At 72.5% G+C, this 25,448-nt stretch carries 22 protein-coding genes and 2 pseudogenes; 13 read left to right on the forward strand and 11 right to left on the reverse strand.

Going from position 1 to position 25,448, the window contains the following annotated elements:
• Window positions 1–65: 65 nt before the first annotated feature.
• The 3 genes from FB453_RS13175 to FB453_RS34195 form a co-directional block, all read right to left on the reverse strand.
• Window positions 66–293, reverse strand: a complete 228-nt coding sequence (locus FB453_RS13175) for a DUF3107 domain-containing protein (RefSeq protein WP_088950288.1) — start codon at window positions 291–293, stop codon at window positions 66–68.
• Between the two features lie 64 nt (window positions 294–357).
• Window positions 358–996, reverse strand: a complete 639-nt coding sequence (locus tag FB453_RS13180; RefSeq protein WP_030489514.1) for a TetR/AcrR family transcriptional regulator — start codon at window positions 994–996, stop codon at window positions 358–360.
• Window positions 997–1,385: 389 nt separating this feature from the next.
• Window positions 1,386–1,670 carry a hypothetical protein gene (locus FB453_RS34195; RefSeq protein ID WP_186718269.1) on the reverse strand — a complete coding sequence of 95 codons (285 nt, stop codon included), beginning with the start codon at window positions 1,668–1,670 and terminating at the stop codon, window positions 1,386–1,388.
• A gap of 1,044 nt (window positions 1,671–2,714) precedes the next feature.
• On the opposite strand from FB453_RS34195, the pseudogene FB453_RS13185 reads away from it, so the two are divergent.
• The 6 genes and pseudogenes from FB453_RS13185 to FB453_RS13210 all read left to right on the forward strand — a co-directional run.
• Window positions 2,715–4,427 (forward strand): annotated as a pseudogene (locus tag FB453_RS13185) (hypothetical protein); the annotation flags it as partial.
• Window positions 4,428–4,450: 23 nt separating this feature from the next.
• Window positions 4,451–5,425, forward strand: a complete 975-nt coding sequence (locus FB453_RS13190; RefSeq protein ID WP_145790211.1) for an alpha/beta fold hydrolase — start codon at window positions 4,451–4,453, stop codon at window positions 5,423–5,425.
• 5 nt (window positions 5,426–5,430) lie between these two features.
• Window positions 5,431–6,276, forward strand: a complete 846-nt coding sequence (locus tag FB453_RS13195; protein ID WP_112584746.1) for a DUF3152 domain-containing protein — start codon at window positions 5,431–5,433, stop codon at window positions 6,274–6,276.
• Window positions 6,277–6,380: 104 nt separating this feature from the next.
• On the forward strand, window positions 6,381–7,202 hold the full coding sequence (locus FB453_RS13200; RefSeq protein WP_145790213.1) for a DUF3152 domain-containing protein: 822 nt from the start codon (window positions 6,381–6,383) through the stop codon (window positions 7,200–7,202).
• 123 nt (window positions 7,203–7,325) lie between these two features.
• On the forward strand, window positions 7,326–8,507 hold the full coding sequence (gene moeZ, locus FB453_RS13205) for an adenylyltransferase/sulfurtransferase MoeZ (RefSeq protein WP_112584748.1): 1,182 nt from the start codon (window positions 7,326–7,328) through the stop codon (window positions 8,505–8,507).
• A gap of 93 nt (window positions 8,508–8,600) precedes the next feature.
• The gene (locus FB453_RS13210) at window positions 8,601–9,488 is read left to right on the forward strand and encodes a prenyltransferase/squalene oxidase repeat-containing protein (protein WP_145790215.1); all 888 of its coding nucleotides are present in this window, start codon (window positions 8,601–8,603) and stop codon (window positions 9,486–9,488) included.
• A gap of 12 nt (window positions 9,489–9,500) precedes the next feature.
• Here FB453_RS13210 and FB453_RS13215 read toward each other — a convergent pair whose 3' ends face one another.
• Together FB453_RS13215 and proB are read right to left on the reverse strand one after the other, a co-directional pair.
• Complete coding sequence (locus FB453_RS13215; RefSeq protein ID WP_091402551.1) at window positions 9,501–10,742, reverse strand: glutamate-5-semialdehyde dehydrogenase; 1,242 nt, start codon at window positions 10,740–10,742, stop codon at window positions 9,501–9,503.
• A 171-nt stretch (window positions 10,743–10,913) separates the two neighbouring features.
• Window positions 10,914–12,071: a glutamate 5-kinase gene (gene proB, locus FB453_RS13220; RefSeq protein WP_145790217.1), complete on the reverse strand. Its 1,158-nt coding sequence runs from the start codon at window positions 12,069–12,071 to the stop codon at window positions 10,914–10,916.
• A gap of 13 nt (window positions 12,072–12,084) precedes the next feature.
• Here proB and FB453_RS13225 point away from each other — a divergent pair, with 13 nt between their 5' ends.
• Window positions 12,085–12,399 (forward strand): MGMT family protein, encoded by a 315-nt coding sequence (locus FB453_RS13225; RefSeq protein WP_112699104.1) that lies wholly within the window; start codon window positions 12,085–12,087, stop codon window positions 12,397–12,399.
• 87 nt (window positions 12,400–12,486) lie between these two features.
• On the opposite strand, the gene FB453_RS13230 is transcribed toward FB453_RS13225, so the two are convergent.
• Together FB453_RS13230 and FB453_RS13235 are read right to left on the reverse strand one after the other, a co-directional pair.
• Window positions 12,487–13,695: a hypothetical protein gene (locus tag FB453_RS13230; protein ID WP_145790219.1), complete on the reverse strand. Its 1,209-nt coding sequence runs from the start codon at window positions 13,693–13,695 to the stop codon at window positions 12,487–12,489.
• Window positions 13,688–14,251, reverse strand: a complete 564-nt coding sequence (locus FB453_RS13235) for a SigE family RNA polymerase sigma factor (protein WP_112584755.1) — start codon at window positions 14,249–14,251, stop codon at window positions 13,688–13,690. Before FB453_RS13235 ends, FB453_RS13230 begins: the two co-directional genes overlap by 8 nt.
• 168 nt (window positions 14,252–14,419) lie before the next feature.
• Between FB453_RS13235 and FB453_RS13240 the strand changes: the two genes are divergently transcribed.
• On the forward strand, window positions 14,420–15,805 hold the full coding sequence (locus FB453_RS13240; protein ID WP_145790221.1) for an MFS transporter: 1,386 nt from the start codon (window positions 14,420–14,422) through the stop codon (window positions 15,803–15,805).
• Window positions 15,806–15,832: 27 nt separating this feature from the next.
• Entirely contained in the window at window positions 15,833–17,326 is a 1,494-nt protein-coding gene (locus tag FB453_RS13245; protein WP_145790223.1) for an aminotransferase class V-fold PLP-dependent enzyme, read from the forward strand.
• 60 nt (window positions 17,327–17,386) lie between these two features.
• Here the strand turns inward: FB453_RS13245 and FB453_RS13250 are convergent, their stop codons facing one another.
• Both FB453_RS13250 and FB453_RS13255 read right to left on the reverse strand, forming a co-directional pair.
• On the reverse strand, window positions 17,387–18,595 hold the full coding sequence (locus FB453_RS13250; protein ID WP_145790225.1) for a hypothetical protein: 1,209 nt from the start codon (window positions 18,593–18,595) through the stop codon (window positions 17,387–17,389).
• Complete coding sequence (locus FB453_RS13255; protein WP_145790228.1) at window positions 18,588–19,148, reverse strand: SigE family RNA polymerase sigma factor; 561 nt, start codon at window positions 19,146–19,148, stop codon at window positions 18,588–18,590. Before FB453_RS13255 ends, FB453_RS13250 begins: the two co-directional genes overlap by 8 nt.
• Window positions 19,149–19,344: 196 nt before the next feature.
• Between FB453_RS13255 and FB453_RS13260 the strand changes: the two genes are divergently transcribed.
• A complete protein-coding gene (locus FB453_RS13260) occupies window positions 19,345–19,926 on the forward strand; it encodes an NADH-quinone oxidoreductase subunit B (RefSeq protein WP_112584765.1) in 582 nt (193 codons plus the stop codon).
• Window positions 19,927–19,980: 54 nt separating this feature from the next.
• On the opposite strand, the gene FB453_RS13265 is transcribed toward FB453_RS13260, so the two are convergent.
• Window positions 19,981–20,907 (reverse strand): hypothetical protein, encoded by a 927-nt coding sequence (locus tag FB453_RS13265; RefSeq protein WP_145790230.1) that lies wholly within the window; start codon window positions 20,905–20,907, stop codon window positions 19,981–19,983.
• A 179-nt stretch (window positions 20,908–21,086) separates the two neighbouring features.
• Here FB453_RS13265 and FB453_RS13270 point away from each other — a divergent pair, with 179 nt between their 5' ends.
• Window positions 21,087–22,403: a DUF2252 domain-containing protein gene (locus FB453_RS13270; RefSeq protein WP_145790232.1), complete on the forward strand. Its 1,317-nt coding sequence runs from the start codon at window positions 21,087–21,089 to the stop codon at window positions 22,401–22,403.
• A gap of 16 nt (window positions 22,404–22,419) precedes the next feature.
• On the opposite strand, the gene FB453_RS13275 is transcribed toward FB453_RS13270, so the two are convergent.
• Entirely contained in the window at window positions 22,420–23,466 is a 1,047-nt protein-coding gene (locus tag FB453_RS13275) for a glucose 1-dehydrogenase (RefSeq protein WP_112638047.1), read from the reverse strand.
• Between the two features lie 105 nt (window positions 23,467–23,571).
• On the opposite strand from FB453_RS13275, the pseudogene FB453_RS13280 reads away from it, so the two are divergent.
• Together FB453_RS13280 and FB453_RS13285 are read left to right on the forward strand one after the other, a co-directional pair.
• Window positions 23,572–24,168: pseudogene (locus FB453_RS13280) on the forward strand (NADH-quinone oxidoreductase subunit C); the annotation flags it as partial.
• Between the two features lie 287 nt (window positions 24,169–24,455).
• The gene (locus tag FB453_RS13285) at window positions 24,456–25,418 is read left to right on the forward strand and encodes a complex I subunit 1/NuoH family protein (RefSeq protein WP_091402514.1); all 963 of its coding nucleotides are present in this window, start codon (window positions 24,456–24,458) and stop codon (window positions 25,416–25,418) included.
• Window positions 25,419–25,448 lie beyond the last annotated feature (30 nt).

Raw genomic sequence — 25,448 nt, forward strand, 5'->3', positions numbered from 1 at the left:
GGGTCGGCCGGTGCCGGCCTGCGGCAGGTGGGCCGAGTGCCGACCTGCCGCGATGGCCGGACCGGTCAGCGGACGGTGAACCCGACCGCCCGGGACGACGCCTCGGCGATCTCGACGTAGGCGACCTTCTCGACCGGAACGATGACCCGCCGGCCCTTCTCGTCGGTCAGGGAGAGCGTGCCGCCGTTGCCGGCGAAGGCGTCGGTCACGATCTGCTCGATCTCGGCCGGCGACTGCGCGCTGTCCACTACCAGCTCGCGTGGCGCGTACTGCACGCCGATCTTGACCTCCACTGTGCCTCCTCAACTGGGGCGAAAGAACCGCCCTGCGAAGGCTATCCGATCACGGGGCCGGCGGTCAGGCTGACTCACCTTGCAGCGGGAAGCTCGCGATACCCCGCCAGGACAGCGCGGCCACCAACGCCTCGGCCTCGGCCTTCGGCACCTGCCGGCCGCCGGCCAGCCAGAACTGCGCGGCCGTCTCCGCTGCGCCGACCAGCCCGGAGGCGAGCAGTTCGGCGTGCGCCCGGCTCACCCCGGTGTCGGAGATGATGGTGTCGGTGATCGCCGCGATGCAGCCCTGCTCGACCCGCTCCACCCGCTGCCGCACGGCCGGGTCGTTGCGCAGATCCGACTCGAAGACGAGCCGGAACGCCTCGCTCTCGTGGTCGACGAAGTCGAAGTACGCCCGTACCGACGCGCTGACCCGCTCCTTGTTGTCGCTGGTACCGCGCATCGCGTCCTGCACCTGAGCGACGATGGCGTCACAGTGCGTGTCGAGCAGCGCCAGGTAGAGATCCATCTTTCCGGGAAAGTGTTGGTAGAGCACCGGCTTCGAGACCCCCGCCCGCTCGGCGATGTCGTCCATCGCGGCGGCGTGGTAGCCCTGCGCGACGAACACCTCCTGCGCCGCAGCGAGAAGCTGCTTACGACGCGCGGAGCGGGGCAGGCGGGTGGGCCGGCCAGCGGTCTGTGCACCGTTCCCCGCAGCGGTCATGGGATCCTCCGAGTTCTCCGTACGAGCCGGCATTTTCCCCCCAGACCGGGCGAGGCCCGTGACCTCGGTCGTGGAAATGGCCCGCCGCTGTAACTTATCGCCACTCTCGGCACACGGTAGCCTCAGCGGGGGCGACCAAGGAGCGCGCGGTGAGTGAAACAGGGCAACCCGGAGCCGCCACCCCGGGAGAGCACGGTGACGGAGCGGGTCAGCACGACGACCCGAGCCGTTCCGTCAGTGGGTGGGCGCCTCCGACGGGTGGGTGGCCCCGAGCCGCCGACCGCGAGGACGCCCGGGATGAGGCGCCGCGCTGGCAGCCCGACCCCGCGTCGGGCTGGCGGACCTCCTCGACACGGCACGGCGATCTGCCATCGCCGCTGGTCGGACGGTCAGGCGACCCCGAGTCGCCGGCCCGCACCAACGGCCACCACGTCAACGGCGCGCACCACCCGGACGACGTCAACGGCGTCCACCACCCCGGTCTCGAACCGCCCGCGGGACGCGCCACGCCGGTGAGCGCCCCGCCCGGGCTGCCCGCCGAGGGTCGCCCCGGGGCGGCCAGCGACCGGCTCGTGGTGCCCGCCCAACGTCCCGCACCGCCGACGGAGCAGGGTGCCGTCGAGCCCGACCAGGGCCCCGCCCCACACTCCACCGTCGATCCGGCTGCCACGCACCGTGCCCGCTGGGCCGAGCCCGGGTTGCCCACCTCGGCCCCACCGGCCGTCCAGGTGCCGCCCGTCGGCACCGCGGCATCGGGTTTCGAGGTGCCGCCCGGTTTCCACGCGCCGACCGGCGAGCGGCTGGCCGCCGACGAGAGTCCGACCGCGCCACGCGACTGGCGGGACCCGCTCGCACCCGAGCCCGCAGCGGCCTCGGGGCGCACCCCGGGCCCGGCCGCGTCCGCCGACGAGGGCGAGCCCGGCCGCGCTGGCGAAGGCTCCCGACCGGCAGAGACGCATCGCGCCGGGGACGCGCACCGTCCCGGCGAAACTCACCGGGCTGGGGAGTCGTCGGCCATCGAGCCCGACTGGTCGGGGCCGAGCTGGAACCGCCCGAGCTGGGGTGGCGGGTGGGCCCCGCCCTGGTCCCGGCAGGACGACGAGCCGGCTGGCCCGACAGCACGGGACGAGCCGGCGCCGGACTGGGTCGGCGAACCCCACCAGCCGTACGAGCCGGTGCGTGCCGAGGTGCCCCGCCCGTACGAGCCGGTGCGCGTCGATCCACCCCGGGCGTACGAACCCGGCCGGGGCGAGTCCGAGTCCACCCCGGAACACCCCGCCGAACCGACCAGCGCACCACCGGCCGACCGGCCGTCCTGGGCGGGTGGTGCGACGCCGACCAGTGGTCCGCCGGCCGACCGTCCGTCCTGGGCGGGGTCCGGGGCGACCGGCGGACCCCGGCCCGACCGTCCTTCCTGGGCTGGCGGGGCCGATCCCGACCCCACCAGCGCGTCGCCCGCGCGGCCCTCCTGGGCCGGGGGGTCCGATCCGACGCCGACCAGCGTGCCGCCGGTGCGGCCGTCCTGGGCCGGCGGGTCCGAGGCGGCGACCGGCGTGCCGCCGGTACGACCGTCCTGGGCTGGCGGGTCCGAACCGCCCGCGACCAGCGCGGCGTCGACGCGACCGTCCTGGGCCGCCGGTGCCGATCCGGCACCGGTCAGCTCCCCGTCGACGCGACCCTCCTGGGCCTCCAGCCCCGCCTCGGCCGACCCGCCCGCACCGGCCGAGGCGATACCTCCGGCACCCGCCGGCCCGCCTCCGGCTCCGGCCGGGCCACCTCCCACGCTGACCGACACGCCACCGGCTCCGGCAGGCCCGTCGCTGGTCGCCGAGCGCGCGTCCTGGACCGGCGGTTCGCCGACGGCGAGCAGTTCCCGGGCCGAGCGGCCGGACTGGTCCGAGGGCCGGCTCCCGGCCACCCCGGTGGAGCGCCCGTCGTGGCCGGCCAGCCGGTCGGCCAGCGCCGGTGGGGGCGACGGAGGCGAGACGCCCGGCCGGTCGCGGCCCGACGTCCGGCCGACCGCACCGTTCCGGCTCCGGCCGGCGACACCCGAGCCCGGTCCGTCACCCGTCGAGCCGCCCCCACCGGCCGCGCCGGTCAACGGCTTGCCATCGACTGACGCCACCCCGTCCTCCACCGCGGCGGTCCCGCCCACCGCCACCAAAGGTTCCGGCCGCCGCGATCAGCCCGCACCGGCGTCCGCCTCCGCCTACGCGGCGCGCCGATCCGCACCCGACCCGACGTCGCCGGCCGACGATGGCCGGCCGTCGGCTGCGAGCGCGGCGGTGCTGCCGCAGCGCGTCCCCGCGGAACCGGACGTGCCCGTCGTGCCGGAGCCGCCAGCCGTGGATCCACCCGCCGAAACCCCGGAACTCGCCCGCATCGCCACTCACCTGCGCCGGGACGACGAGCCGGCCCCCCTGCGGGAGCGCCCCGAGGGGTTCGATGTCAACGCCATCCTGGACGCCGTCCGGGAGGTGGCCGGTGTCCGCGACGCGGCCCTACGCCGTACGCCGGCGGGAGCGCACAGTCTGCGACTGGACCTGGCCGACGGCGCCGACCCGGCCGAGGTGAGCCGGCAGGTGGCCCGGCTGCTCCAGGAGCGGATGGGGTTGGCCGCGGCCCCGCAGAACGTGCCCGGTCTGCCCAGCACGCCACCTCCACCGGTTCGCCGTCGCGCGGCTGAGCCCGCCGAGCGGCGTACCCCGGAGACTCGAAACGCGGCTTCGCGCGATGGCGGCGAGGTTCGGTCGGCCGAGTCGCCGACGGTCGTCCGTCCGTCCTGTGGTCGGGTCGAGTCCTCGCCGTCCGGCCCGGAGCAGCGGAGCGGCACGGATCCGACGCGCCGCCGCCGGTCGAACGCTCCGCACCGGGGGCGCGCCACGGTGGAGGAACCCGGGTCGGTCTCGTCCGCGCCGACCGGCGGCGCGACCGGTAGCCCGGCGACGCTGGGCACGTCGTACTCCGGTGGTCAGGTGACCACGACGGAGTCGGCGCCGTCCCGGCCGCTGGAGACCGGCGGTACGCCGGGGCCCCGAGTGGTGATCGACCACGTGCAGGTCAGCACCTTCGGGCTGGACGCGAACGTGGAGGTCCGGCTGCTGGCCGGGGGCGACAGCGCCTCCGGGTACGCCACCGGGCCGGCGGTTGACGGCTACGTGTTGCGGCTCTGCGCGGTGGCGGCGGCGGCCGCGGTGGACGAGTTGCTGCGCGGCGCCGAGAACGCCGAGCGGGGGCGCTGTTTCGTCGAACACGCGGCAGTGGTGCCGTTCGGCAATTGCGAGGTGGCCACCGTGGTGGCGCTGCTGGTCTGTGAGGGCTGGGTCGAGCAGCTCGCCGGGTCGGCCCTGGTCGCGGGTGATCCGCGTCAGGCGGTGGTCCGGGCGACGCTGGCGGCGGTCAACCGTCGGCTGGAGGCGCTGCTGTCCTGAGTGGTTCGAGGCAGACTGGAGCGATGAGACGCGCCACCCTCTGGCCGGACCACCTGCTCCCCGACGACCGCGTTCCGCCGCCGTGGCCGGGCCGGGAAGTCCGCCTCGACGGCCGGGTCACGTACGTCCGGGACACCCCGGCCACCGCCGTTGGCGCGGAGCCGGCGCTGTACGTGCACGGGTTGGGCGGGTCGTCGCAGAACTGGACCGACCTGGCCGGGCTGCTCGCCGACCGGCTGGACGGTCAGGCCATCGACCTGCCCGGCTTCGGCCGTAGCGAGCCGGGCCCGAGCTACACGATTCCGGCCTTCGCGGATCTGGTCGTCCGCTGGATCGAGCAAATCGGTCGAGGGCCGGTGCACCTGTTCGGCAACTCGCTGGGTGGCGCGGTCGCGGTCCAGGTCGCCGGGCTCCGGCCGGATCTGGTCCGCACCCTCACCCTGATCTCCCCGGCGCTGCCGTTCCTGGATTTCCGGCGCTCGTTGCAGGGGCGGATGCTGCCGGTGCTCGCCATTCCCCGGGGTGAGCGGCTGGTCGCCCGGCACCTCACCCAGCTTGCTCCCGAGGTGATGGCCCAGCAGGTGCTGGAGGCGTGCGTCGCCGACCTCAGCCGGATCTGCGATCAGCGCCGGGCCGAGGCGCTGGAGGAGATCCGGGTGCGGTACGAGGCCGAGCACTACGCCGCCGCGTACGTCCGGACGTTCCGTGGGCTGGTCTCCAGCTTCCTGCGGGCGTACCTGCCGGGGCCGGGGTCGCTGTGGCGCCTCGCCGAGGCGGTACGCGCACCGACCCTGGTGGTGGGCGGTCTGCAGGACCGTCTGGTCGACGTGCGGGTCGCGCCGCAGACGGCCCGGGTCATTCCGGACAGCCGATTGATGATGCTCCAGGGCGTCGGCCATGTGGCGCAGTTGGAGGTTCCCCGGCTGGTTGCCCGCGCGGTGGTCGGCCTGCTCGCCGAAACGGAGGACGCCGCGGGGCGGTCTGATCTGGCAGGCTGACGTGGATGCCCAGCTCAGCCCGCCATCCTGCTCGCCGTCGGCGACGTTTCGCACTGTTCGCCCAACTGGTGGCGGTGGTGGTGGCCGTCGGCGCGGCGGTGACCGTGATCGCCGAGGGGCCGGGTGGGCATCCCGGCGCTGACCGGTTGGCCGCCGAGGAGATCGGTGCGCCGCCGCTGGTGGCCGGGCCGCTGCCGCCCGACCCCTCGCCGTCTGCCGCGGTTCCGTCCAGCCCGCCCCCGGTGTTGCGGGTGCCCGGCGCGGTTCCGAGCGCCGGCACGGGCGGGTTCGGCTACGACGCCCGTTCCGGCCCGGTGCTCGGTCGGGCGGGTGAGCTGCGGCGTTACCGGGTTGCGGTGGAGTCGGGCAGTGCTGAGGACGTCACCGAGTTCGCCCAGGCGGTTGAAGCGGCGCTCGCCGGGCCGGGCAGTTGGGTCGACAGCGGCAGGTTGCGGCTACAGCAGGTGCCGGGGGCTGCGCCTCGGGACTTCACCGTCTACCTGGCCACTGCCCGCACCGCGGGTCGGATGTGCGCGAAGGGTGGGGTGGACATCCGGATCAACGGTCGTCCGTACACGTCCTGTCGGGCGCCCGGCCAGGTGATCATCAACCTGGATCGGTGGCGGTTGTCAGTGCCGCACTTCGTCTCGGCCGGCGTGCCGTTGGCGGTCTACCGGACGTACGTGGTCAACCACGAGGTGGGTCACCAGCTCGGGCATCGGCACGAGCGCTGCCCCGGTGCGGGCCGCCCGGCACCCGTGATGATGCAGCAGACGCTCTTCCTCAACGGTTGCCGGGTCAACCCGTGGCCGTACCTGAACGGGCGTCGATACACCGGTCCCGCCCTGTGAGTTGATCGGCCTGACACGCTGACCATTGACCCCTCCATCAGGCGTCTTGCGGTAATAGCGATAAAAATGGAGAAATGCCCGAATAATCTGGCAGGCTTGATCCCATGACGCCGTCGTCCCCTTACGGCCCGCCCCGGCCGCCCGAGCCCCGGTCGGCATTGCGGGGCGTGCGTCCCGCGTTCGTCCGGATGCACCGGCGTCGTCGTCGCAGCATGCTGCTCGGCCTGCTCGTGCTCGCGGCCGCCATCGGGGTGACGGTGAGCCGGGGCGGCGAGCCGTCGTCCGAGCCTCCGGCCACCACCCAGGGCGGGATGGGCCACGGAGGTGGGGTGGCCGCGCACCCGGCGCCCACCGGCTATCCGTCGGTCGGAGCGGGACGCTTCACGGCAGCCGACGGCGAGACGCCCGTGCACGGTGCGGACGGGCCGCTGCACCGATACCGGGTCGTCGTCGAACGAGGTGCCGGCCAGGACGCCGACGTGTTCGCCGCCAGTGTGGACGAGGTGCTGGCCGACCCGCGCAGTTGGATCGCGTCCGATGAGCTGCGGGTGCAACGGGTGGCCGACGCCGGGGCCGCCGACTTCACCATCTACCTGGCCACCCCGGTCACGTCCGAGCGGATGTGCGCCGAGGGCGGGTTGACCACCGAGCGCTACACCTCCTGTCGGCTGCCCGGTCAGGTCATCATCAACCTGGCCCGCTGGATGGAGGCGGTCCCCGACTACGGCGCTTCGCTGGACACCTACCGCACCTACGTCATCAATCACGAGGTGGGCCACGAGTTCGGTGAGGAGCACGAGGCGTGCCCCGGCCCGGGGGAGCCCGCCCCGGTGATGCAGCAGCAGACGTACGGGCTGGAGGGCTGCGTCGCCAACGCCTGGCCGTACCTCGACGGTCGTCGCTACGCGGGGGACATCGTCCCCTGATCTGCCGGCTCGTCGGTTATTCCCGCTCCCGCATACCGGACCACGTGTCGTCCCTCATGGCCGAGGAGGGCTCCCGCGAGCAACAATGGCGCGGTTCACACCGCCGATCCCGGGGAGTCCACCGTGTCGTTGCCCCCGCTCGTCGAGCCCGCCGCCGAGCTGACCGTAGACGAGATCCGCCGCTACTCACGTCACTTGATCATCCCGGACGTCGGGGTGACCGGCCAGAAGCGGCTGAAGAACGCCCGGGTGCTCTGCGTCGGCGCCGGTGGCCTCGGGTCGCCCGCCCTGTTGTACCTCGCCGCAGCCGGGGTCGGCACGCTCGGCATCATCGACTTCGACACCGTCGACGAGTCGAACCTCCAGCGCCAGGTCATCCACGGCGTCTCCGACATCGGCCGTTCCAAGGCCGAGTCCGCCGCCGCGTCGATCCGCGAGATCAACCCTCTGGTCAACGTGGAGATCCACAACACCGCGCTGGACCGCGAGAACGTCCGCGAGATCTTCGCCCAGTACGACCTGATCGTCGACGGCACCGACAACTTCGCCACCCGCTACATGGTGAACGACGCGGCGGTGCTGCTGGGTAAGCCGTACGTCTGGGGCTCGATCTACCGCTTCGACGGCCAGGCGTCGGTGTTCTGGGCCGAGCATGGCCCCTGCTACCGCTGCCTCTACCCGGAGCCGCCGCCGCCCGGCATGGTTCCCTCCTGCGCCGAGGGTGGCGTGCTCGGGGTGCTCTGCGCGTCGATCGGTTCGATCCAGGTGAACGAGGCGATCAAGCTGCTCACCGGCATCGGTGAGCCGCTGGTCGGTCGCCTGATGGTCTACGACGCCCTGGAGATGGAATACCGCAAGATCAAGGTCCGCAAGGACCCGAACTGCGCGCTCTGCGGCGACAACCCGACGGTCACCGACCTGCTGGAAGACTACGAGGACTTCTGCGGCGCGGTCTCCGAGGAGGCCCAGGAGGCGACGCTCGACTCGACCATCACCGCCCTGGAGCTCAAGGAGTGGCAGGACGCCGGCAAGGACATCTTCCTCGTCGACGTACGCGAGCCGGCCGAGTACGAGATCGTCCAGATCCCCGGCGCCACCCTGATCCCCAAGGGCGACATCATCTCCGGTGAGGCCCTCGCGAAGCTGCCGCAGGACCGGCAGATCGTGCTGCACTGCAAGTCCGGCGTCCGCTCGGCGGAGGCGCTCGCCGCGCTCAAGGCAGCCGGATTCAAGGATGCCGTGCACGTGCAGGGCGGAGTGCTCTCCTGGATCAAGCAGATCGACCCGTCGCTGCCCGCGTACTGACGATCGAGCCGGGGCGGCCGCGTAGCCGCCCCGGCGAATCGACGCAGATGACGCCGAGCGGCTGTCCGGCCGGAGCGACGCAGCCATTCCGGGCTGGCCGATTCTCCGAGGCGGCATCGCGTCTGCGCAGGTAGCGTCTCCGCCGTGGTCGACTTGGAAGCCGCGATCGGGTTCGTCGTGGCGCATGGGGATGCGGTGGAACGCGCCCGCCTCTCCTGGCTCCGCAACGGCACCGCCGTGCCCGCCGAGTTGCTGGAGACGGCCGAGGTCGGCCAGTCACCGGACGGCGGTTGGCCGGCCACCTGGGGCGGCGAGGTCGCCTCGATCGACGCCACCTGCTTCCGGCTCGTCGAGCTGGACGACCTGGGCGGGCTGGGCCGTCCCGCCGCCCGCCGAGCCCTGGACTGGCTGGCGTCCCGGCAGCAGGCCGACGGCGGTTGGGAAGAGGACGCGTCGCTCGCCGACTCGGCACCGGAGTGGGCCCGTCCCGGCGACCCGGAGGCCGGGTTCCTCGTGTCGGCAAACGCCGGCTTCTGGCTCACCGTCGCCGGCCTGGACGCCCGGGCCTCGGGTCCGCTCGACCATCGGGTCGGTGGGGCGTACGCCGGGGTGGTGCAGGCGGCGGCCCACTCGCTCGCCGCGCGGCTGCGCCCGGACGGTAGCTGGCCGTCGTACCTCGCCGCTGGCTGGCTGAGCGCGGCCGTGCTGCACCGGCAGGAGATGTTCCAGGAGTCCGCCCGGATCCAGGTGGTGCTTGCCGAGCGGATGCCGAAGATGTCCCCCGGGGACGTGGCGTGGCTGGCGGCCACGTTGCGCCGCGCCGGCGTCGACCCACAGGACTGGATCATGGTGCGGGCGCTGCGCCGGCTGACCGAGACCCAGCGCAGCGACGGCGGCTGGGAGAGCGACGACGGCCACCAGTTCGACGTGCACGCCACGCTGGCCGCGATCCGGGCGGCCCGGCCCGCGCCGCCCGGCTGAGCCGCCCCGCCGCTAGCGCACGTGCCCGTCGCCGGTGACGACGTACTTGGTGCTGGTCAGCTCGGGCAGGCCCATCGGACCGCGAGCGTGCAGCTTCTGGGTGGAGATGCCGATCTCCGCACCGAAGCCGAACTCGCCCCCGTCGGTGAACCGGGTCGAAGCGTTCACCATCACCGCCGCCGCGTCCACCCTCGCGACGAAGTCGCGGGCCGCGCTCGCCGAGTCGGTGACTATCGCCTCGGTGTGCCCGGTGCCGAAGCGGCGGATGTGCGCGACCGCCGCGTCCAGCGAGTCGACCACCGCCACCGAGATGTCGGCGGACAGGTACTCGGTGGCGTAGTCCTCCTCCGTCGCCGGGACCACGGCGGCGGAGTGGGCGGCCACCTCGGGTGAGCCGTGCACCGTCACCCCCGCCTCGGCGAACGCGGCCAGCACCGGCGGCAGGAACGCGTCGGCGATGCCCGCGTGCACCAGCAGCGACTCGGCCGTGTTGCAGGTGGACAGGCGTTGCGTCTTGGCGTTCAGCGTCACCGCGACGGCCTTCGCCAGGTCGGCGGCGGCGTCGACGTAGACGTGGCAGTTGCCCACCCCGGTCTCGATCACCGGCACTGTCGACTCCTCGACCACGGTACGGATCAGCGACGCGCCACCGCGCGGAATGAGCACGTCGACGAGACCCCGGGCGCGCATCAGCTCCTTGACCGAGTCTCGGGAGCTGGCGTCGAGCAACTGCACCGCGTCGGCGGGCAGACCCGCCCCGGCGACCGCGTCGCGCAGCACCGCGACCAGCGCGGCGTTCGAGTGCGCGGCCGACGACGACCCGCGCAGCAGCGCCGCGTTGCCGGACTTCAGGCAGATCCCGGCGGCATCCACCGTCACGTTGGGCCGCGCCTCGTAGATGATGCCGACCACCCCGAACGGCACCCGGATCTGGCGTAGCTCCAGGCCGTTGGGCAGGGTGGACCCGCGGACCACCTCGCCGACCGGGTCGGGCAACGCGGCCATCTCACGCAGCGCGTCGGCGATGCCGGCCACCCGACCCGCGTCGAGCGCGAGCCGGTCCAGCACGGCCGCGCTCAGCCCGGCCTCACGGCCGGCCGCCAGGTCCGTCTCGTTCGCGGTCAGGATCTCCGGGGTACGCGCCACCAGCGCGTCGGCCATCGCCACCAGCGCGGCGTCCTTGACCGTACGCGTGGCCACGGCCAACTCCGCGGCGGCGTCCCTCGCCCGTCGCGCCTGCTCGGTCACGCTCATGCCGGCACTCCGCTGCGCTCCGTGCCGGCCTGAGGCACCAAAGCCCTGAGCCGATGATTCGCTCGCTGACGCCCGCTCATGCCGGCACTCCGCTGCGCTCCGTGCCGGCCTGAGGCACTAAAGCTCTGAGCCGATGATTCGCTCGCTGGACGCTCACTCATTGTTGACTCCTTAGAGCAGCACCAGGTCGTCGCGGTGGACGACCTCTCGTTCGTACGCCGGGCCGAGCGCCGCGGCGAGTTCGGACGTGGAGCGGCCGAGCAGCCCGGGTAGCTCCACCGCGTCGTAGTTGACCAGCCCTCGGGCGACCGGTGCGCCAGCGGTGTCCACCAGGTCCACCGGGTCGCCGGCCGTGAACGTGCCGTCCACGGCGGTGATGCCGGCCGGGAGCAGCGACTTGCGCCGCCCGACGACGGCGGCGACAGCGCCCGGGTCGAGGTGCAGCCGCCCCCGGGGCGAGGTGGCGTGGGCCAGCCAGAACAGCCGGGCCGTCGGCCGTCGCCGCTGCGGGTGGAAGAGCGTGCCGACCGGTTCGCCGGCCAGCGCCGGCGTGGCCAGGTCGGCGGCGGTGAGCACCACCGGGATGCCGAAGCCGGTGGCGATCCGGGCGGCCTCGACCTTGGTCACCATGCCACCGGTGCCGACGCCGGACCGACCGGCCCCGCCGATGGTGATGCCGGCGAGGTCCGCGTCGTCGCGCACCTCGGCGATCCGCGTCGAGCTTGGGTTGGTGGGGTCGCCGGTCCAGAGCGCGTCCACGTCGGAGAGGAGCAACAGCAGGTCGGCGTGCACCAGCGCGGCCACCAGGGCGGCCAGCCGATCGTTGTCGCCGAACCGGATCTCCTGGGTGGCCACCGTGTCGTTCTCGTTGACGATCGGCACCGCCCGCAGGTCGAGCAGCTTGCGCAGCGTCCGGTACGCGTTGCGGTAGTGCGCTCGCCGGGTCACGTCGTCGACGGTGAGCAGTACCTGCCCGACGGTGCGGCCGTGCCGGGCGAAGCTGGCCGCGTACCGGCCGATCAGTAGCCCCTGCCCGACGCTGGCGGCGGCCTGCTGGGTGGCCAGGTCGCGCGGGCGGCGGGACAGCCCGAGCGGGGCGAGCCCGGCGGCGATGGCGCCGGAGGAGACCAGCACCACCTCGCGCCCTTCGGCGGTGAGTCGACCGAGGGTGTCGACCAGCGTGTCGACGCGCTCGTCGGCCAACCCGCCGGTGGCGGTGGTCAACGAGGAGGATCCGATCTTGACGACGACCCGCCGGGCCGTCGTGACTGCGTCGCGCACCCGACCATTCTGCGTGGTCACTGCCGCACCGCCCGGCGGCGTTCCCATATGGTGGCGGATTGTGACTCCAGACGAGTACGTCGAGGCGGTGCTCGACCTGGTCGAGCGGATCCCGGAGGGCCGGGTCATGTCGTACGGCGGGGTGGCCGACGCGCTGTCCGAGCGCTCGGGGCGTGCCTCGGCCCGGTTGGTCGGCAACATCATGGCCCGGCACGGGGGCTCGGTGCCCTGGCATCGGGTGGTGACCGCGAGTGGGCGACTGCCGCCGGGGCACGAGCGGGAGGCGCGGGCCCGACTGCGGGCCGAGGGAGTGCCGCTGCGCGGCGAGGGAGTGGACATCGCGGCGGCGGGCTGGTCGCCGGACGAGGTTCGGTGACCATCGCCGAGCGGGTGCGGTCGGTGGCGCGGATCGCGAGCGGTGCGGTGCCCCTTCCGGGTTAGGGACGGGGCACCGCGAGGTGGATCAGAGCTTGAACGGGAGATCGACGCTGTTGTCGTCCCTTTTCAGATCGGGCCACTCGCGGTCCTGGGCGTCGTGGTGGGCGACCCAGAATCCCCGGATGTGCGCGTCGGGCCCGGGCTCACCCGGCACCAGTTGCACGAACGTGTAGCGCCGCGACCCACCGGCCGGTACTCCGGGTAGCAGGCACGACCAGTTGGCAGTCTCGGCCGCGTGCTTCGGGTCGCACTTCGACCAGTCCCCGCCCGCCGCCTCGAAGCCGAAGCCACGGATAGAGATTTGGGGCGCGTCGAGCGGCCCGGCGTTGGTGACCGTGAGGACGGTGGTGAGTTTGCGCCGGGTGTCGGTACCGGGAACGTCGACCAGTTCGTGGGTCATGCGCAACCTCAGGTCGGTGAGTCGGGGGTCCTTGCCGAATGCCGTGGGGCCGTCGGTCTGACCGAATCGCTTCCCGTCCCACTGGTACGTCCGCACCTGCTCTCGGCGCAGGTAGACCGGTGTGCCACAGCACGGCACGATGTCGGCCACGCGCACCTCGACCGACCCGTTCCGGTGGACTTCCACGGCGCGAATGTCGTCGAACCCGTCGCCGGTCCGGACCACCCTGCCGACAGTCACGATTCGACCGCCCGGGTCCCGGTCGAAGGCCACCACCTGCTTCGCCGACGCCTCGCCGTACCGGCAGGCGACGACGGCGAGGGTCTCGACGGCGCCGTCGTCGTCCAGGTCGCCGTACCTGAACGGGGCGTCCGCCAACATCGACACGAAGGTGTCCGTCGTGTCGGTCTTGAGCCGAACCTTCGAGGTGGTGCAGCCGCCCTCCGCCATCCCCGACGGCCAACTCGGTAGGTCGACCCGGGTGGCGAGCAGTTGGGCTCGACTGATCCGCCCGTCCGGGGCGTTCGGAGTGCTCGTGGTCGCCGACGGCGACGCGTTAGGAGTGGGCGTTGGCGGTGCCGAGGTCGACGGGGCGGTGGGTTGGACGGACTCCGCCGGCACCGGCCTGTTCTGGTCACCGCGCAGTGCGGCGTTGGCGACGACGGGGGCCACCACCAGAACGACCGCCGCGGCGGCCACGGCCACGGCTGTCATCCGCCGGCGTCGGCGCAGGAGGTGCCGGGCCTGGTCGGGGCCGGGGCCGGCGACCTGGGTGACCACATCATTGCGGTACGCGGTGAGCCGCTCGCGCAGTCGCGGGTCGAGGTCAGACATCGCACACCCCCTCGGTGTTCTCGTCGAGCAGCCCGGCCAGGGCCGTCCGGCCACGGTGCAACCAGGACTTCACGGTGCCCTCGGCCACCCCTTCCTGAGCGGCGATCTGACTGACGGAGAGGTCGGCCAGGTAGTGCAGGATGACCGCTCGGCGATGGTTGGCGGGTAACTGCGCCAGCGCCGCGTCGATCGCCACCCGGTCGGGGGTCGGGCCGGCCACCTCCGCCTCGGTGCGTCGTTGCCGCAGCAGATGGTTGCGGGCGGTACGCAAGCGTCGCCAGCGGCTCCGGGCCAGGTTCCAGGCGACCTGCCGGACCCAGGCCACCGGGTCGTCGTACCGGACCAGGCGGTCCCAGCGGGCCAACGCTCGGTAGAACGCCTCCTGGGCGAGGTCCTGCGCATGCCCCAGATCCCCGGTGTACGCACACAGTTGGGCGGTCACGCTGCTGAAATGCGCGTAGTAGAAGTCGTCGAAGGTGATCGTCGCCGCGACCACTCCACCGGCCGGTCGTGCCGCCGGTGGCTCATTGGCGCGGGCTCCCATCGTTGCTGTCACTGCCCCTCCCCGTTACCGCCAGGCTGGTCAGCCCTGGGCACCGGTAACACTCCGACACGGTGACGGCGGTTGCGGGCCCGTACTGCCGTCAACCTGACTGTTCGGCTGTGCGTACCAGGGCCGGCAGGTTGGTCAGTCCTCGAAATAACGTGAGTAACATTCGGGCCCATGAAAACGCCGCCGGGCGCCGGCTCGTCAGCCACCGGCTCGCTGCCCCGGTCGGTGCACGCCGGCTACGCGCTCGGTTCACTGGCGACCGGAGCGTTCGGCACCGTGCCCGGTCTGCTGCTGCTGCCGTACCTGACCGACACCCTGGGCGTGGCCGCCGGGCTGGCCGCCCTGCTGGTGTTGCTGCCGAAAGCCTGGGACGTGCTGGTCAACCCGGTCGCCGGGCGGATCTCCGACCGCACCCGGTCACGGTGGGGGGCTCGCCGGCCGTACCTGCTCGTCGCCGGCCTCGCGCTCGCCGTCCTGTTCGCGTCGATCTTCGCCGCGCCCTTCGGTAACGGTCCGGCCGCCGTGGCGTACGTGGCGTTCGCGTTCCTCGCCACCGCCACCGCGTTCGCCTTCTTCCAGGTGCCGTACGTGGCGATGCCGGCGGAACTGACCGGCGACTACGCCGAACGCACCCGGCTGATGACCTGGCGGATCGCGGTGCTGGCGCTGGCCATCCTGGTCTCCGGAGCGGTCGCGCCGCTGGTGGTGAGCGCCGGTGGTGACGGCGTGGCCGGGCACCGCTGGATGGGCCTGTTCGTGGCGGTGCTGATCGCCCTCGGCGCCCTCGGCGCGTTCCTGGGCACCCGGTCCGCGCCGACCGGCACGGTGGGCGAGAGCGAGCCGACGCTGCGCGCCCAGCTCGCCGTGGCCGGTGCCAATCGCCCGTTCCGGGCACTGCTGATCTGCTTCGTGGTGCAGTCCGCCGGGGTGGCGACGATCCTGGCCGGGGTCAACTACTTCGCCGGGCAGATCCTGCGTGACGAGGAGAGCGGGCCGACCCTGCTCTTCGTCTGCTTCGTCGGGCCGGCGCTGCTGGTGATGCCGATCTGGAGCCGGATCGGTGCCCGGCTGGGCAAGCGCACCGCGCTGGTCGTCGCCTCGCTGATCCTCGCCGTCGGCGCGTTCGCCCTGGTCGCCGCCCCGGTGCTGCCGGCGGTGGCCGTCTATCTCGTGGTCGCGCTGATCGGCGTGGGGTACGCCGGGCAGCAGGTCTTCGCGCTGGCCATGTTGCCGGACTGCATCGCGCACGAGACGGCGCGCACCGGTCGACGGCAGGCGGGCGTCTTCACCGGGCTGTGGACCGCCGGGGAGACCTTCGGCCTGGCGCTCGGCCCGGGCATCTACGGACTGGTGCTCCAGCTCTCCGGCTACGTGTCCTCCGACACCGGCTCGGCGGCGGCCCAGTCCGACACGGCGAGGCTGGGTGTCCTCCTCGGCTTCACGCTGATCCCGGCCCTGCTGATCGCCCCTCCGATCCTTCTGCTCCGCCAGTACACCCTCACCGCCCACAGCGACCTGGCAGATCGTGGGGTTGTGCTGGGGGACGAAAGTCGTTGACCGTCACGAGAAGGGCACCGTAACTCCATGATCGACGAGAACAGGGTTGAGGCTGGGGCGCTCTCCGCTACCGGGGTTCCGGCGGAACGGGTTCTGGAAGAGGTGCGGGAGCTGCGGGCGAGTGACGCGCCCACCCACGGGGGACGGCTGTTCGCGTACGTCTACGACCCGGCGGTGCCCGGCCTGGACGAGCTGGCCGCCGCCGCCCACCGGGAGAGCGCGCACGTCAACGGGTTGGACCCGACCGCGTTCCCGTCCCTGCTGGCCATGGAGAACGCGCTCGTCGGCGCCGCCAGCCGGGTGCTTGGCGCCGGCCCAGGCACCACCGCCCCGGACGTCGTCGGCAGCGTCACCAGCGGCGGCACCGAGTCGCTGATCCTCGCCGTCAAGACAGCCCGGGACGCGCACCCGGAGATCGCCGCACCCCGGATCGTGGTGCCGTCCAGCGCGCACGCCGCGTTCGCCAAGGCGGCGCATTACCTGCGGGTGGCGCTGGACGTCGTGCCCGTCTCCCCGGAGACGCTGCGTCCCGACCCGGCCGCGATGGCCGCCGCGATCCGCCCGGAGACGGTACTGGTCGCCTGCTCCGCGCCGTCGTACGCCCACGGGGTGGTGGACCCGGTCGCGGAGATCGCGGCCGCCGCGGCCGAGGCGGGGGTGCGCTGCCACGTGGACGCCTGCTTCGGCGGCTGGACCCTGCCGTACCTGCGTCGGCTCGGGGAGCCGGTGCCGCCGTTCGACTTCGCGGTGCCCGGGGTCACCTCCATCTCGGTCGACCTGCACAAGTACGCGTACGCGCCGAAGGGGGTGTCCGTGCTGCTGCACCGCGACGCCACGCTGCGCGCTCCGCAGTACTTCGCGTACGCCGACTGGCCGGGCTACACCATGATCAACCCGGTGATCGCGTCCACCCGCTCGGGCGGCCCGATCGCCGCCGCGTACGCCACGTTGCGGCACCTCGGAGACGAGGGCTACCTGCGGCTGACCGCCACCACCCGGGACGCGGTAACCGGACTGGCCGACGCGGTCCGCGCCGTCGACGGGCTTCGGCTGATGGCCGAGCCGGAGTCGACAGTCGTCTGCTTCACCGCCACCGAGGGTGGCCCCGACCTGTTCGTCCTGGTCGACGAGCTGACCGCGCGGGGCTGGCACACCCAACCCCAACTGTCGTACGACGGCCTGCCCGCCAGCGTGCACCTCACGGTGACCGCCGCGGTCGCGCCCCGGGTCGCCGAGTTCGGACCGGCCCTGACCGACGCGGTGGCCGCAGCCCAGACGGCCGGTCCGGTCGCCCTTCCGCCTGAACTGATGGCGCTGGCGACGTCGCTGACCCCGGACGCGCTGACCCCGGAGCTGGTCGCCGGCCTGGCCGCCGGGCTGGGCATGGGCGGCGAGCCCGATGGTGCGCCGCTGCCGGAGCGGATGGCGGTGGTGAACACGCTGCTCGACGCCGCGCCGCCGGCCCTGCGGGAGCGGCTGCTGGTCGAGTTCGTCGGGCTGCTGCAACGTCCCACCTGGTGATCGGAGCGCCGGCCGCTACGTACGCCCCCGTGGCGTACGTAGCGGCCGGCGACCGGATGCTCAGCGGTAGGTCATCCGCACCTGGTTGTCGGCGTCGTTGACGTCCAACAGGAAGTCGAATCCGGCGTCCATCGCCCAGACCCGCACGTCGGCCTTTCCGGTGCCCAGCGCGACCCCCTTGGCCACCCGGAAACTGAGGTCCAGCCGCACCTCCGCCCCCGCCGCCAGCCGACCGAGGGTGCAGGTCACCGGCTCGCTGGTGTCCTGGGGCTCGCCCCCGCACGGGGCCCATCCGTCGACGTCCGGCCGCACCGCCGCGGGTACGCCCAGCCGCAGGTCCACGTGGGCGACCGGCTTGGTGCCCCGGTTGCGAACCCGCACGGTGGCCGTACCGGTTCGGGAGCCGTCGTCCGCCGTGGTCAGCACGAGGTCGGTGGCGGTGACCGAGACGTCCGCCGAGTGCGGATTCTGGCCGAAGGCCGTCGGCCCCGAGACCTGGGCGAAGCCGTCGCCGTTCCAGCGGTAGCCCCGCCACTGCCGCTGTGACCACTCGGCGGGCCAACCGCCCCCGGGAGCGATGTCACCGACCTGCACGCGGACCGTGCCGTCCCCCACGACATCCAGCGCGAACAGCCACTGCGGCTTGTCGATGGTGGTCGCGACCACCCGGCCGACCGTCGTCACCTTTCCTTCCTTGTCGCGGTCGAAGGCGACCACCTGCATCGGCCCGCGGGTGCCGAGCACGCACTGCACGAGCGCCACCGTCTCCACCGCGCCGTCGCCGTCGAGGTCGCCGTGGTCGAGCGCCAGGAGCCAGTTCGCGCCCTCCCTGGCATCGGCGGTGAGCCGCGTCTGCGACGTCGGGCAGTCTGGTCCGGCCCGCCATGCCGGCAGGGTCACCGGCACCCCCAGCAGCTGGGCCCGGCTGAACCGGCCGTCCGGCACGGTTGTGGTCGGGCTGCTACTGGTCCCGGCAGGGCTGGGGGTCGGACTCGTCGGCGTCGGCGTCGGCGTCGGTGACTCCGAGATGTTCGGCGTCGGGTCGACCGGACCGGGCCGGTGGTCCGGGCCGCTCAACGCCGCGTATCCGACGGCCGACCCGCCGAACAGGGCGAGCGCTGTCGTGGCGCTGGCAGCCAGCCGGCGTCGGCCGCGGCCTCGTACGGTCCGTCGAACGGCGGCGGGTCCCGGCGCCTCGACCTCCGCCAGCGCGGTACGGCGGTAACGGGCGAACTCTTCGGCGAGGTCAAGGGTCTCCTGCTCAGACATCCCGCACCTCCTCATTGGTGTCGCGTAGGTGGGTGGCGAGTGCGGTGCGGCCCCGGTGCAGCCAGGACTTGACAGTCCCTTCGGCGACCTGTTCCTGGGCGGCGATCTCGGCGACCGTCAGGTCGGCGAGGTAGTGCAGTACGACGGCCCGCCGCTGCTTCGGCGGCAACTTCGCCAACGCGGCGTCGAGGGCGACCCGGTCCGGGCTCGGCTCCGCAACGTGTGTCTCCCGCTGCCGCAGCAGCCACAGCTGGGCGGTCCGCAGCCGCCGCCAGCGGTTGTGGCCGAGGTTCCAGGCGACCCGACGGACCCAGGCCAGGGGGTCCTGGTATGCGGCGAGCCGGTCCCAGCGGGCGTACGCCCGACAGAACGCCTCCTGAACCAGTTCCTGCGCCTGCCCCCGGTCGCCCGTGTACGCGGTCAACTGCACCACCAGGCCGCGGAAGTGGGCGTGGTAGAAGTCGTCGAAGACCAGCTCTGTCGACGCGGAGGTTGCGATTCCCGGTGGGTCCGGTGGGCGTCCACCCAGCCGCACATCTCGTGTCACAAGCACTCGTCCTCCCCGTGGCGACTGCCGGCGGTGTGTTCGCCAGCACCGGTCACACAAGCGAGCGCGCCGGCAGGTTGCGCGTCAATCGCTGCCGATCCTTGTCGGCTCCGAGACAGTTGGTGGGCCGCTCGCGCCGATCACCGCCGGACCGCACGGACGCCGTCTGTGATTCACTGTCGGTGAGGAGAGGGGGGCGGTCGTGCAGGTGCCGGCAGTGCTCGGTGAGCCGATCCGGTTCGTGCTGAACTGGGGGCGCCGCTACTCGCTCTGGGTTTTCAACTTCGGTCTGGCCTGCTGTGCCATCGAGTTCATCGCCACCAGCATGGGTCGGCACGACTTCATCCGACTCGGCGTGATCCCGTTCGCCCACGGCCCCCGCCAGGCCGACCTGATGGTGGTCTCCGGCACGGTGACCGACAAGATGGCCCCGGCGATCAAGCGGCTCTACGACCAGATGCCCGAGCCGAAGTACGTCATCTCGTTCGGCGCCTGCTCCAACTGTGGCGGCCCCTACTGGGATTCGTACTCGGTGACCAAGGGCGTCGACCAGCTCATCCCGGTCGACGTGTACGTGCCCGGCTGCCCGCCCCGGCCGGAGGCGCTGCTGCACGGCATCCTGCGCCTGCAGGAGAAGATCGCCGCCGAGCAGTCCGGCATCGGGGGTGTGCCGCAACGGGACGTGCTGGCCGCGCCGCTGGACGCCCCGCCGCGTGAGGCCGCCGCGCCACGCTCCGTCGACTCGCTCACCGCCCCGCCGGTACGCCCACCCACCGCCAGCTGAGGGCGGTGGGCCGCCATCCGGAGTTGATCCGGGCGGCGGCCGTCCGCTGGTTGGTCAGCTGGTCGGCAGGGCCAGGTTGAACGTGACGGTGTTGTCGCTCGGGTCGACGTCGGAGATCGTTTCCATCCAGTAGTGCGTGGCCAGCTCCACGGTGATCGTGGCCGACTCGTCCGCCGGGTCGGTCGGCCGGCTGATGAACAGCGCCACGTCGCGCTCCTCACCCTGCATCAGCAGCCCGCCCGGCACGAAAGCCTGCGGGCCGTATACCGGACCGTCGTGGGGATCGGTAAAGAGGATCATCGACCCGGCGGGCAGCTGCGTGGCGGTGAGCGAGTGGCCGAGTTGCGGGGCGTCACCGCCGTACCGGACCCGAAGCGGCACCCGCCGGGTGTTCTCGGGGCCGTCGGTCACCGGGCCGGCCAGCTCGACCGACGCGTCCGCCTGGGTGTCCTGCACGTACGTCTGTGGGCGGGCCAGCGTGCCGTCGAGGGAGCGGAACTGCGCGCTGAACGGAACGCTGCCCAACGATCCGGTCTCGTACGAGTAGGCGGTGACCAAGCCGCCCGCTGCGATCATCGGGTAGCTGCGGGCAGTGGTCAGCACCTGGAACTCCACGGTTGCCCTGCGGGACTCACCCGGGGCCAGGTCACTGCCGCTCGGCAGGGCGCAGGTGCGGACCAACCGCCCCTCCTCCACGCCGTCCGATTCGCAGCGTGACTCCACGCCCCCGGAGAAGGAGCCCGCCACCGCCTCACGGATCCGGAAGTAGAAGCCCTGCGTGCTGTCGCTGTTGTTGGTGATGGTCACTCGAAGGCTGCCCCGGTAGCCGCGTTCGGTCGGCTCGAGCACCAGCCGGCTCAGCGAGAACGTGGGAGCGTCGGCGGAGGCCGACGGTGCGGCCGCGGCCGGTCCGGCCCCGCCGATCGTCGCCGTCAGGCCGAGCAGTGCGGCGGTGAGTAGGGTCCCCGTCTTGTGGAGCATCTGTATCTGGTCCTCCGTGGTCGACGCCCGGCGAGGGACCTGTCGTCCGCGCTTGGCAGCGACGCGATCGACCGACGTGACCGTGGTGTCCGGGCCCCCGCGCCGTGACCCAGACAGCATGATCGATGGATGGGCCGTTCGCCACCCTGTTGTGGACCCGCCGCACTAGCCTGCGCACTATGAGCAGCTCAGCGGACCAGCGGTCCACCCACATCGTCGACGTGCTCACCGAGGAGTTCGGCGCGTCGATGGCGATCGACCCGGCCGCCTTCCGCCGCAAGTTCCGCAAGATGGCGGCTTCGCCGTTCGCCTTCTACCGGGGCAGCGCCGCGCTGTTCTACGCCGACCAGCTCGGCGACTTCGCCGACGACCGGTTCTCCGACGAGCAGACCAGCCGGGTGTGGATCCACGGTGACCTGCACGCGGAGAACTTCGGCACCTACATGAACGCCTCGGGGCAGCTGGTGTTCAACGTCAACGACTTCGACGAGGCGTACGTCGGGCCGTTCACCTGGGACCTGCGTCGGCTCGCGGCCAGCGTGGCCCTGCTCGGCTACGGCAAGGCGCTCTCCGACACGGCGATCGGGGAGCTGGTGGCCGGCTTCGCCCGGTCGTACCTGACCGAGCTGCGGGCCATCGCCGCCGGTGGTGACGACGCGATCGGTTCGATCACCCTGGACAACGCCGACGGGGTGCTGCGCCGGGTGCTCCAACGGGCCCGGCTCAACACCCGCGTGGACCTGCTCGCCGCGCAGACCACCATCGACAACTACGAGCGACGTTTCTCCGTCGGCGACGGGGTCTTCGAAATCGACGACGCCACCCGGGACCTGGTCAGCGCCGCCTTCCAGGATTACCTGGGCACCCTGCCAAGCGCCTCGACGCAGTTGCGCCCGGTGGCGGCGCGGATCAAGGACGTGGTGCTGCGCAAGGGGGTGGGCATCGGCTCGGCCGGGCTGCCGTCGTACAACCTGCTGCTGGAGGGGCACACCCAGGCGCTGGAGAACGACGTCGTCATCTACATGAAGCAGGCGCAGGTGCCGGCCGTGGCGCGGTACGTCACCGACGAGTCGGTCCGCGGCTATTTCCAGCACCAGGGGCACCGGACCGCCGAGTCGCAGCGGGCGTTGCAGGCGCACGCCGACCCGTGGCTGGGCTTCACCGAGCTGAACGGGGCCGGTCAGCTTGTCGCCGAGGTCTCCCCGTACGCCGCCGATCTGGACTGGTCGGACGTGAACGAGCCGGAGGAGCTGACCGGGGTTCTCGTCGACCTCGGCCGGGCGGTGGCCCGGATGCACTCGGTCGCCGACGACGAATCCAGTCACGATCTGGTGGACTATTCCACCGAGGAGGCGATCGTCGCGGCGGTGGATGCCGACGAGCCGGGATTCGTCGCCCACCTGGTGGATTTCGCGCACGCGTACGGGGTGCGCGCCCGCCAGGACCATCAGCTCTTCGTCGACCTGTTCCGCAACGGTCGACTGCCGGGCATCTGATCGGGCGGGGCGTCGCTCAGGACGCGAACTCCAGCACCACCTTGATGTCGTCCGGGCCGGGGGTGTACGCGTCGGCGTACCGGTTCACCGGCACCCGCCGGGTGATCAGCGACTCGAGCCAGACCTGGTCGGCGCGGGCGAGCGCCTCCGCGGCCAGGGTCCAGTGCCGCCGGTTGGCGTTCACCGAGCCGAACACCACGTTGTTCTCCAGCACGAGCGCCCGGTTGAGCGCCCCGGCGTCGAAGTCGATGGTCCGGCCACCGCTGGACACCCCGGCCAGGCAGACGATTCCGGTCGGGGCAGCCTTGCACATGACGTCGAGGACCACCGTGGGAGCGCCGGTGCACTCGATCACCACGTCCGGCTCGAAGGGCAGGTCGTTTACCGGCACCGTGTGGTAGGTGGCGCCGAGCCCGGCGACCAGCTCCGGCTTCGGCCCCTCGGTGTTCCGGTCCAGCACGTGGACGGTGAGCCCACGCTGGGTGCCGAGCAACGCGGCCAGCAGACCGATCGGCCCGGCACCTGTCACCAGCACAGTCTGCGGCTGCCACTCGGCCCGGTGCCCGATCCGCTCGATGTGGTCCCAGGCCTTCGCCACCACACTTGTCGGCTCCAGCAGCACGCCGACCTGGGCCAGTGTCGGGTCGAGCGCGACCGCGAACTGCGGCTCGACCCGCCAGCGGTCGCGGGCGAACCCGGCCAGTCCCTTGATGCCGTGTTCGGTGTACTGGCCGTTGCGGCACATGTCCCACTCGCCGACCGCGCAGTTCGGGCAGGGCACCGGATCGGGATGCCTGACGATCCCGGCCACCAGGTCGCCAGGTTGCAGGGTGCCGCTCGGGTCCTCGATCACCCGGCCCAGCGACTCGTGCCCGATGACCAGGCGGTCGGCACCCGGCGGCGCCTCGCCGTACTCCCCGGCGATGATCTCGTGGTCGGTGCCGCAGATCCCCACCGCCAGCGCCTCGACCAGGACAGAGCCCTCCTCGGCAGCCGGCTCCGGCTGATCCTCGACGAGGTTCAGCGAATTGGCGACCCCTGGTCTCACTGTCACAGCGCGCACGCCCTCATCTTTCCCCGCCGAGGCGTGCGCCGCGCCGAAAGCCGGCAGATCGCTGGGCATCGGCGGCGGCCAGGTGCGGGCCCGGCCGGCACTAGGATCAGCGGCATGACTCCCGAAGAGGTCGGCGCTCGACTGGTCGCGCTGCTCGCGCCGGTTGAGGCGACCCCGTCGGTCTCCGGCGGGCAACGTTTCGCCCGGGCCACAGTCGATGTGCCGCCCACGAGTTGGCTGACCGCGGTTTCCGCCGCCCGTGACGACGCCGAGCTGGCCTGCGACTTCTTCGACTGGCTCTCCGCCGTCGACGAGTTGGCCGAGGGCTTCGACGTGGTGGCGCACCTCTGGTCGACGCGACTGCGTCACGGCCTGCTGCTGCGTACCCGGTTGCCGCGCGGCGCGCCCACTGTCGCCTCGGTGGTCGACGTCTACCTCGGTGCCGCCTGGCACGAGCGGGAGACGCACGAGATGTTCGGCATCGACTTCGCCGGGCATGGGGAACTGCTGCCGCTGCTGCTGCCGCCAGAGTTCGAGGGTCACCCGCTGCGTAAGGAGTTCGTGCTGGCCTCTCGGGTGGCGAAGCCCTGGCCGGGTGCGAAGGAGCCGGGCGAGTCCGAGGCCGGCGGCGGGCGCCGACCGATCCGCCCGCCGGGCGTTCCCGCTCCGGGCGAGTGGGGGCCCACGCCCACCCCGGCCGGCGCCGGTGGGGTGGGGGAGGGCCCGCGTGGCGGCACCCCGGCCAGACCGGCCCGTGAGCGTCCGGCACGGCCCGCCCCGGGGGCCCGTCCGGCGCGTACTCCCCGGCCGGCCGGCGCCACCGACGGCCCGGCTCCAGTCGACCAGCCCGCGCCCGACGCAGGCCCGGCCGACCAGCCCGCGCCCGGCGCGACCGCACCTGGCGAGCCTGGCGAGGGCGCGGCCGCATCGGGTGGCGAGCCGATCGCGGACCCGCCGGGCCGCGATGGCCGGAGCGACCACGACGGGGGTACGGCCTGATGCCGCTCTGGGTGGAGTTGGTGATCCGGATCGGCGGCGTGGTGGTCGCGTTCCTCACCCTGCCGTTGCTTGTCGGCCAGGCCGAGCACAAGGTGATGGCGCACATGCAGGGCCGGCTCGGCCCGATGTACGCGGGCGGCTTCCACGGTTGGGCGCAACTCGTGGCCGACGGGGTCAAGTTCGTGCAGAAGGAGGACATCACCCCGCGCGAGGCGGACCGGGCGGTGTTCCGGTTGGCGCCGGCGGTGGCCCTGGTGCCCTACCTGCTGGTGTTGCTCGTCATTCCGCTCGGCCCGAACGACCTGGTCGGGCAACCGTTGGACATCGGCCTCTTCTTCGTGCTGGCAGTGGTCGGCGTCGGGGTGGTGGCGGTGCTGATGTCGGCGTGGGCGTCGGCCAACAAGTACAGCCTGCTGGGCGGTTTGCGCGGGGCGGCCCAGTTGCTCGGGTACGAGCTGCCGCTGGTGCTGGCCGCCGCGTCGGTGGCGATGGCGGCCGGCACGCTCAGCCTGTCGGGCATCGTCGAGGCGTGGCAGCCGTGGTGGCTGCTCTGGCAGGCACCCGCGATGATTATCTTTTTCGTTGCCGGGCTGGCCGAGATCCGTCGGCCACCGTTCGACATGCCGGTGGCCGACTCGGAGCTGGTCTTCGGCTACATGACCGAGTACACCGGTCTGCGGTTCGCGTTCTTCCTGCTCGCCGAGTACGTCGGCATCGTGGTGATCGCCGCGCTGACCACTGTGCTGTTCCTGGGTGGTTGGCAGGGCCCGTTCGCCGACGACCAGCTGGGCTGGCTCTGGACGCTGCTCAAGATCTTCGCGGTTTCTTTCGTGATCATCTGGCTCCGGGTCTCCTACCCCCGGCTACGCGAGGACCAACTCCAACGCCTCTGCTGGCTGGTCCTCGTGCCGGCATCCCTGGCCCAACTGGTCCTCACCGCAGCCGTCCGCATCGCCCTGTAGAACCCCGCACGACCGCGCATCGGGCGGTGA

It is taken from the genome of Micromonospora sp. CNZ322, assembly GCF_007827755.1.

What these genes read in the sequence shown, in the direction of transcription:
- proB (WP_145790217.1), bottom strand. Translation starts at nt 12,071, where the DNA reads ATGGGAACGCCGCCGGGCGGTGCGGCAGTGACCACGCAGAATGGTCGG.
- FB453_RS13195 (WP_112584746.1), top strand. Translation starts at nt 5,431, where the DNA reads ATGCCCAGCTCAGCCCGCCATCCTGCTCGCCGTCGGCGACGTTTCGCA.
- FB453_RS13230 (WP_145790219.1), bottom strand. Translation starts at nt 13,695, where the DNA reads ATGTCTGACCTCGACCCGCGACTGCGCGAGCGGCTCACCGCGTACCGC.
- FB453_RS13180 (WP_030489514.1), bottom strand. Translation starts at nt 996, where the DNA reads ATGACCGCTGCGGGGAACGGTGCACAGACCGCTGGCCGGCCCACCCGC.
- FB453_RS13270 (WP_145790232.1), top strand. Translation starts at nt 21,087, where the DNA reads ATGAGCAGCTCAGCGGACCAGCGGTCCACCCACATCGTCGACGTGCTC.
- FB453_RS13240 (WP_145790221.1), top strand. Translation starts at nt 14,420, where the DNA reads ATGAAAACGCCGCCGGGCGCCGGCTCGTCAGCCACCGGCTCGCTGCCC.
- FB453_RS13200 (WP_145790213.1), top strand. Translation starts at nt 6,381, where the DNA reads ATGACGCCGTCGTCCCCTTACGGCCCGCCCCGGCCGCCCGAGCCCCGG.
- FB453_RS13215 (WP_091402551.1), bottom strand. Translation starts at nt 10,742, where the DNA reads ATGAGCGTGACCGAGCAGGCGCGACGGGCGAGGGACGCCGCCGCGGAG.
- FB453_RS13190 (WP_145790211.1), top strand. Translation starts at nt 4,451, where the DNA reads ATGAGACGCGCCACCCTCTGGCCGGACCACCTGCTCCCCGACGACCGC.
- FB453_RS13245 (WP_145790223.1), top strand. Translation starts at nt 15,833, where the DNA reads ATGATCGACGAGAACAGGGTTGAGGCTGGGGCGCTCTCCGCTACCGGG.
- FB453_RS13265 (WP_145790230.1), bottom strand. Translation starts at nt 20,907, where the DNA reads ATGCTCCACAAGACGGGGACCCTACTCACCGCCGCACTGCTCGGCCTG.
- FB453_RS13250 (WP_145790225.1), bottom strand. Translation starts at nt 18,595, where the DNA reads ATGTCTGAGCAGGAGACCCTTGACCTCGCCGAAGAGTTCGCCCGTTAC.
- FB453_RS13285 (WP_091402514.1), top strand. Translation starts at nt 24,456, where the DNA reads ATGCCGCTCTGGGTGGAGTTGGTGATCCGGATCGGCGGCGTGGTGGTC.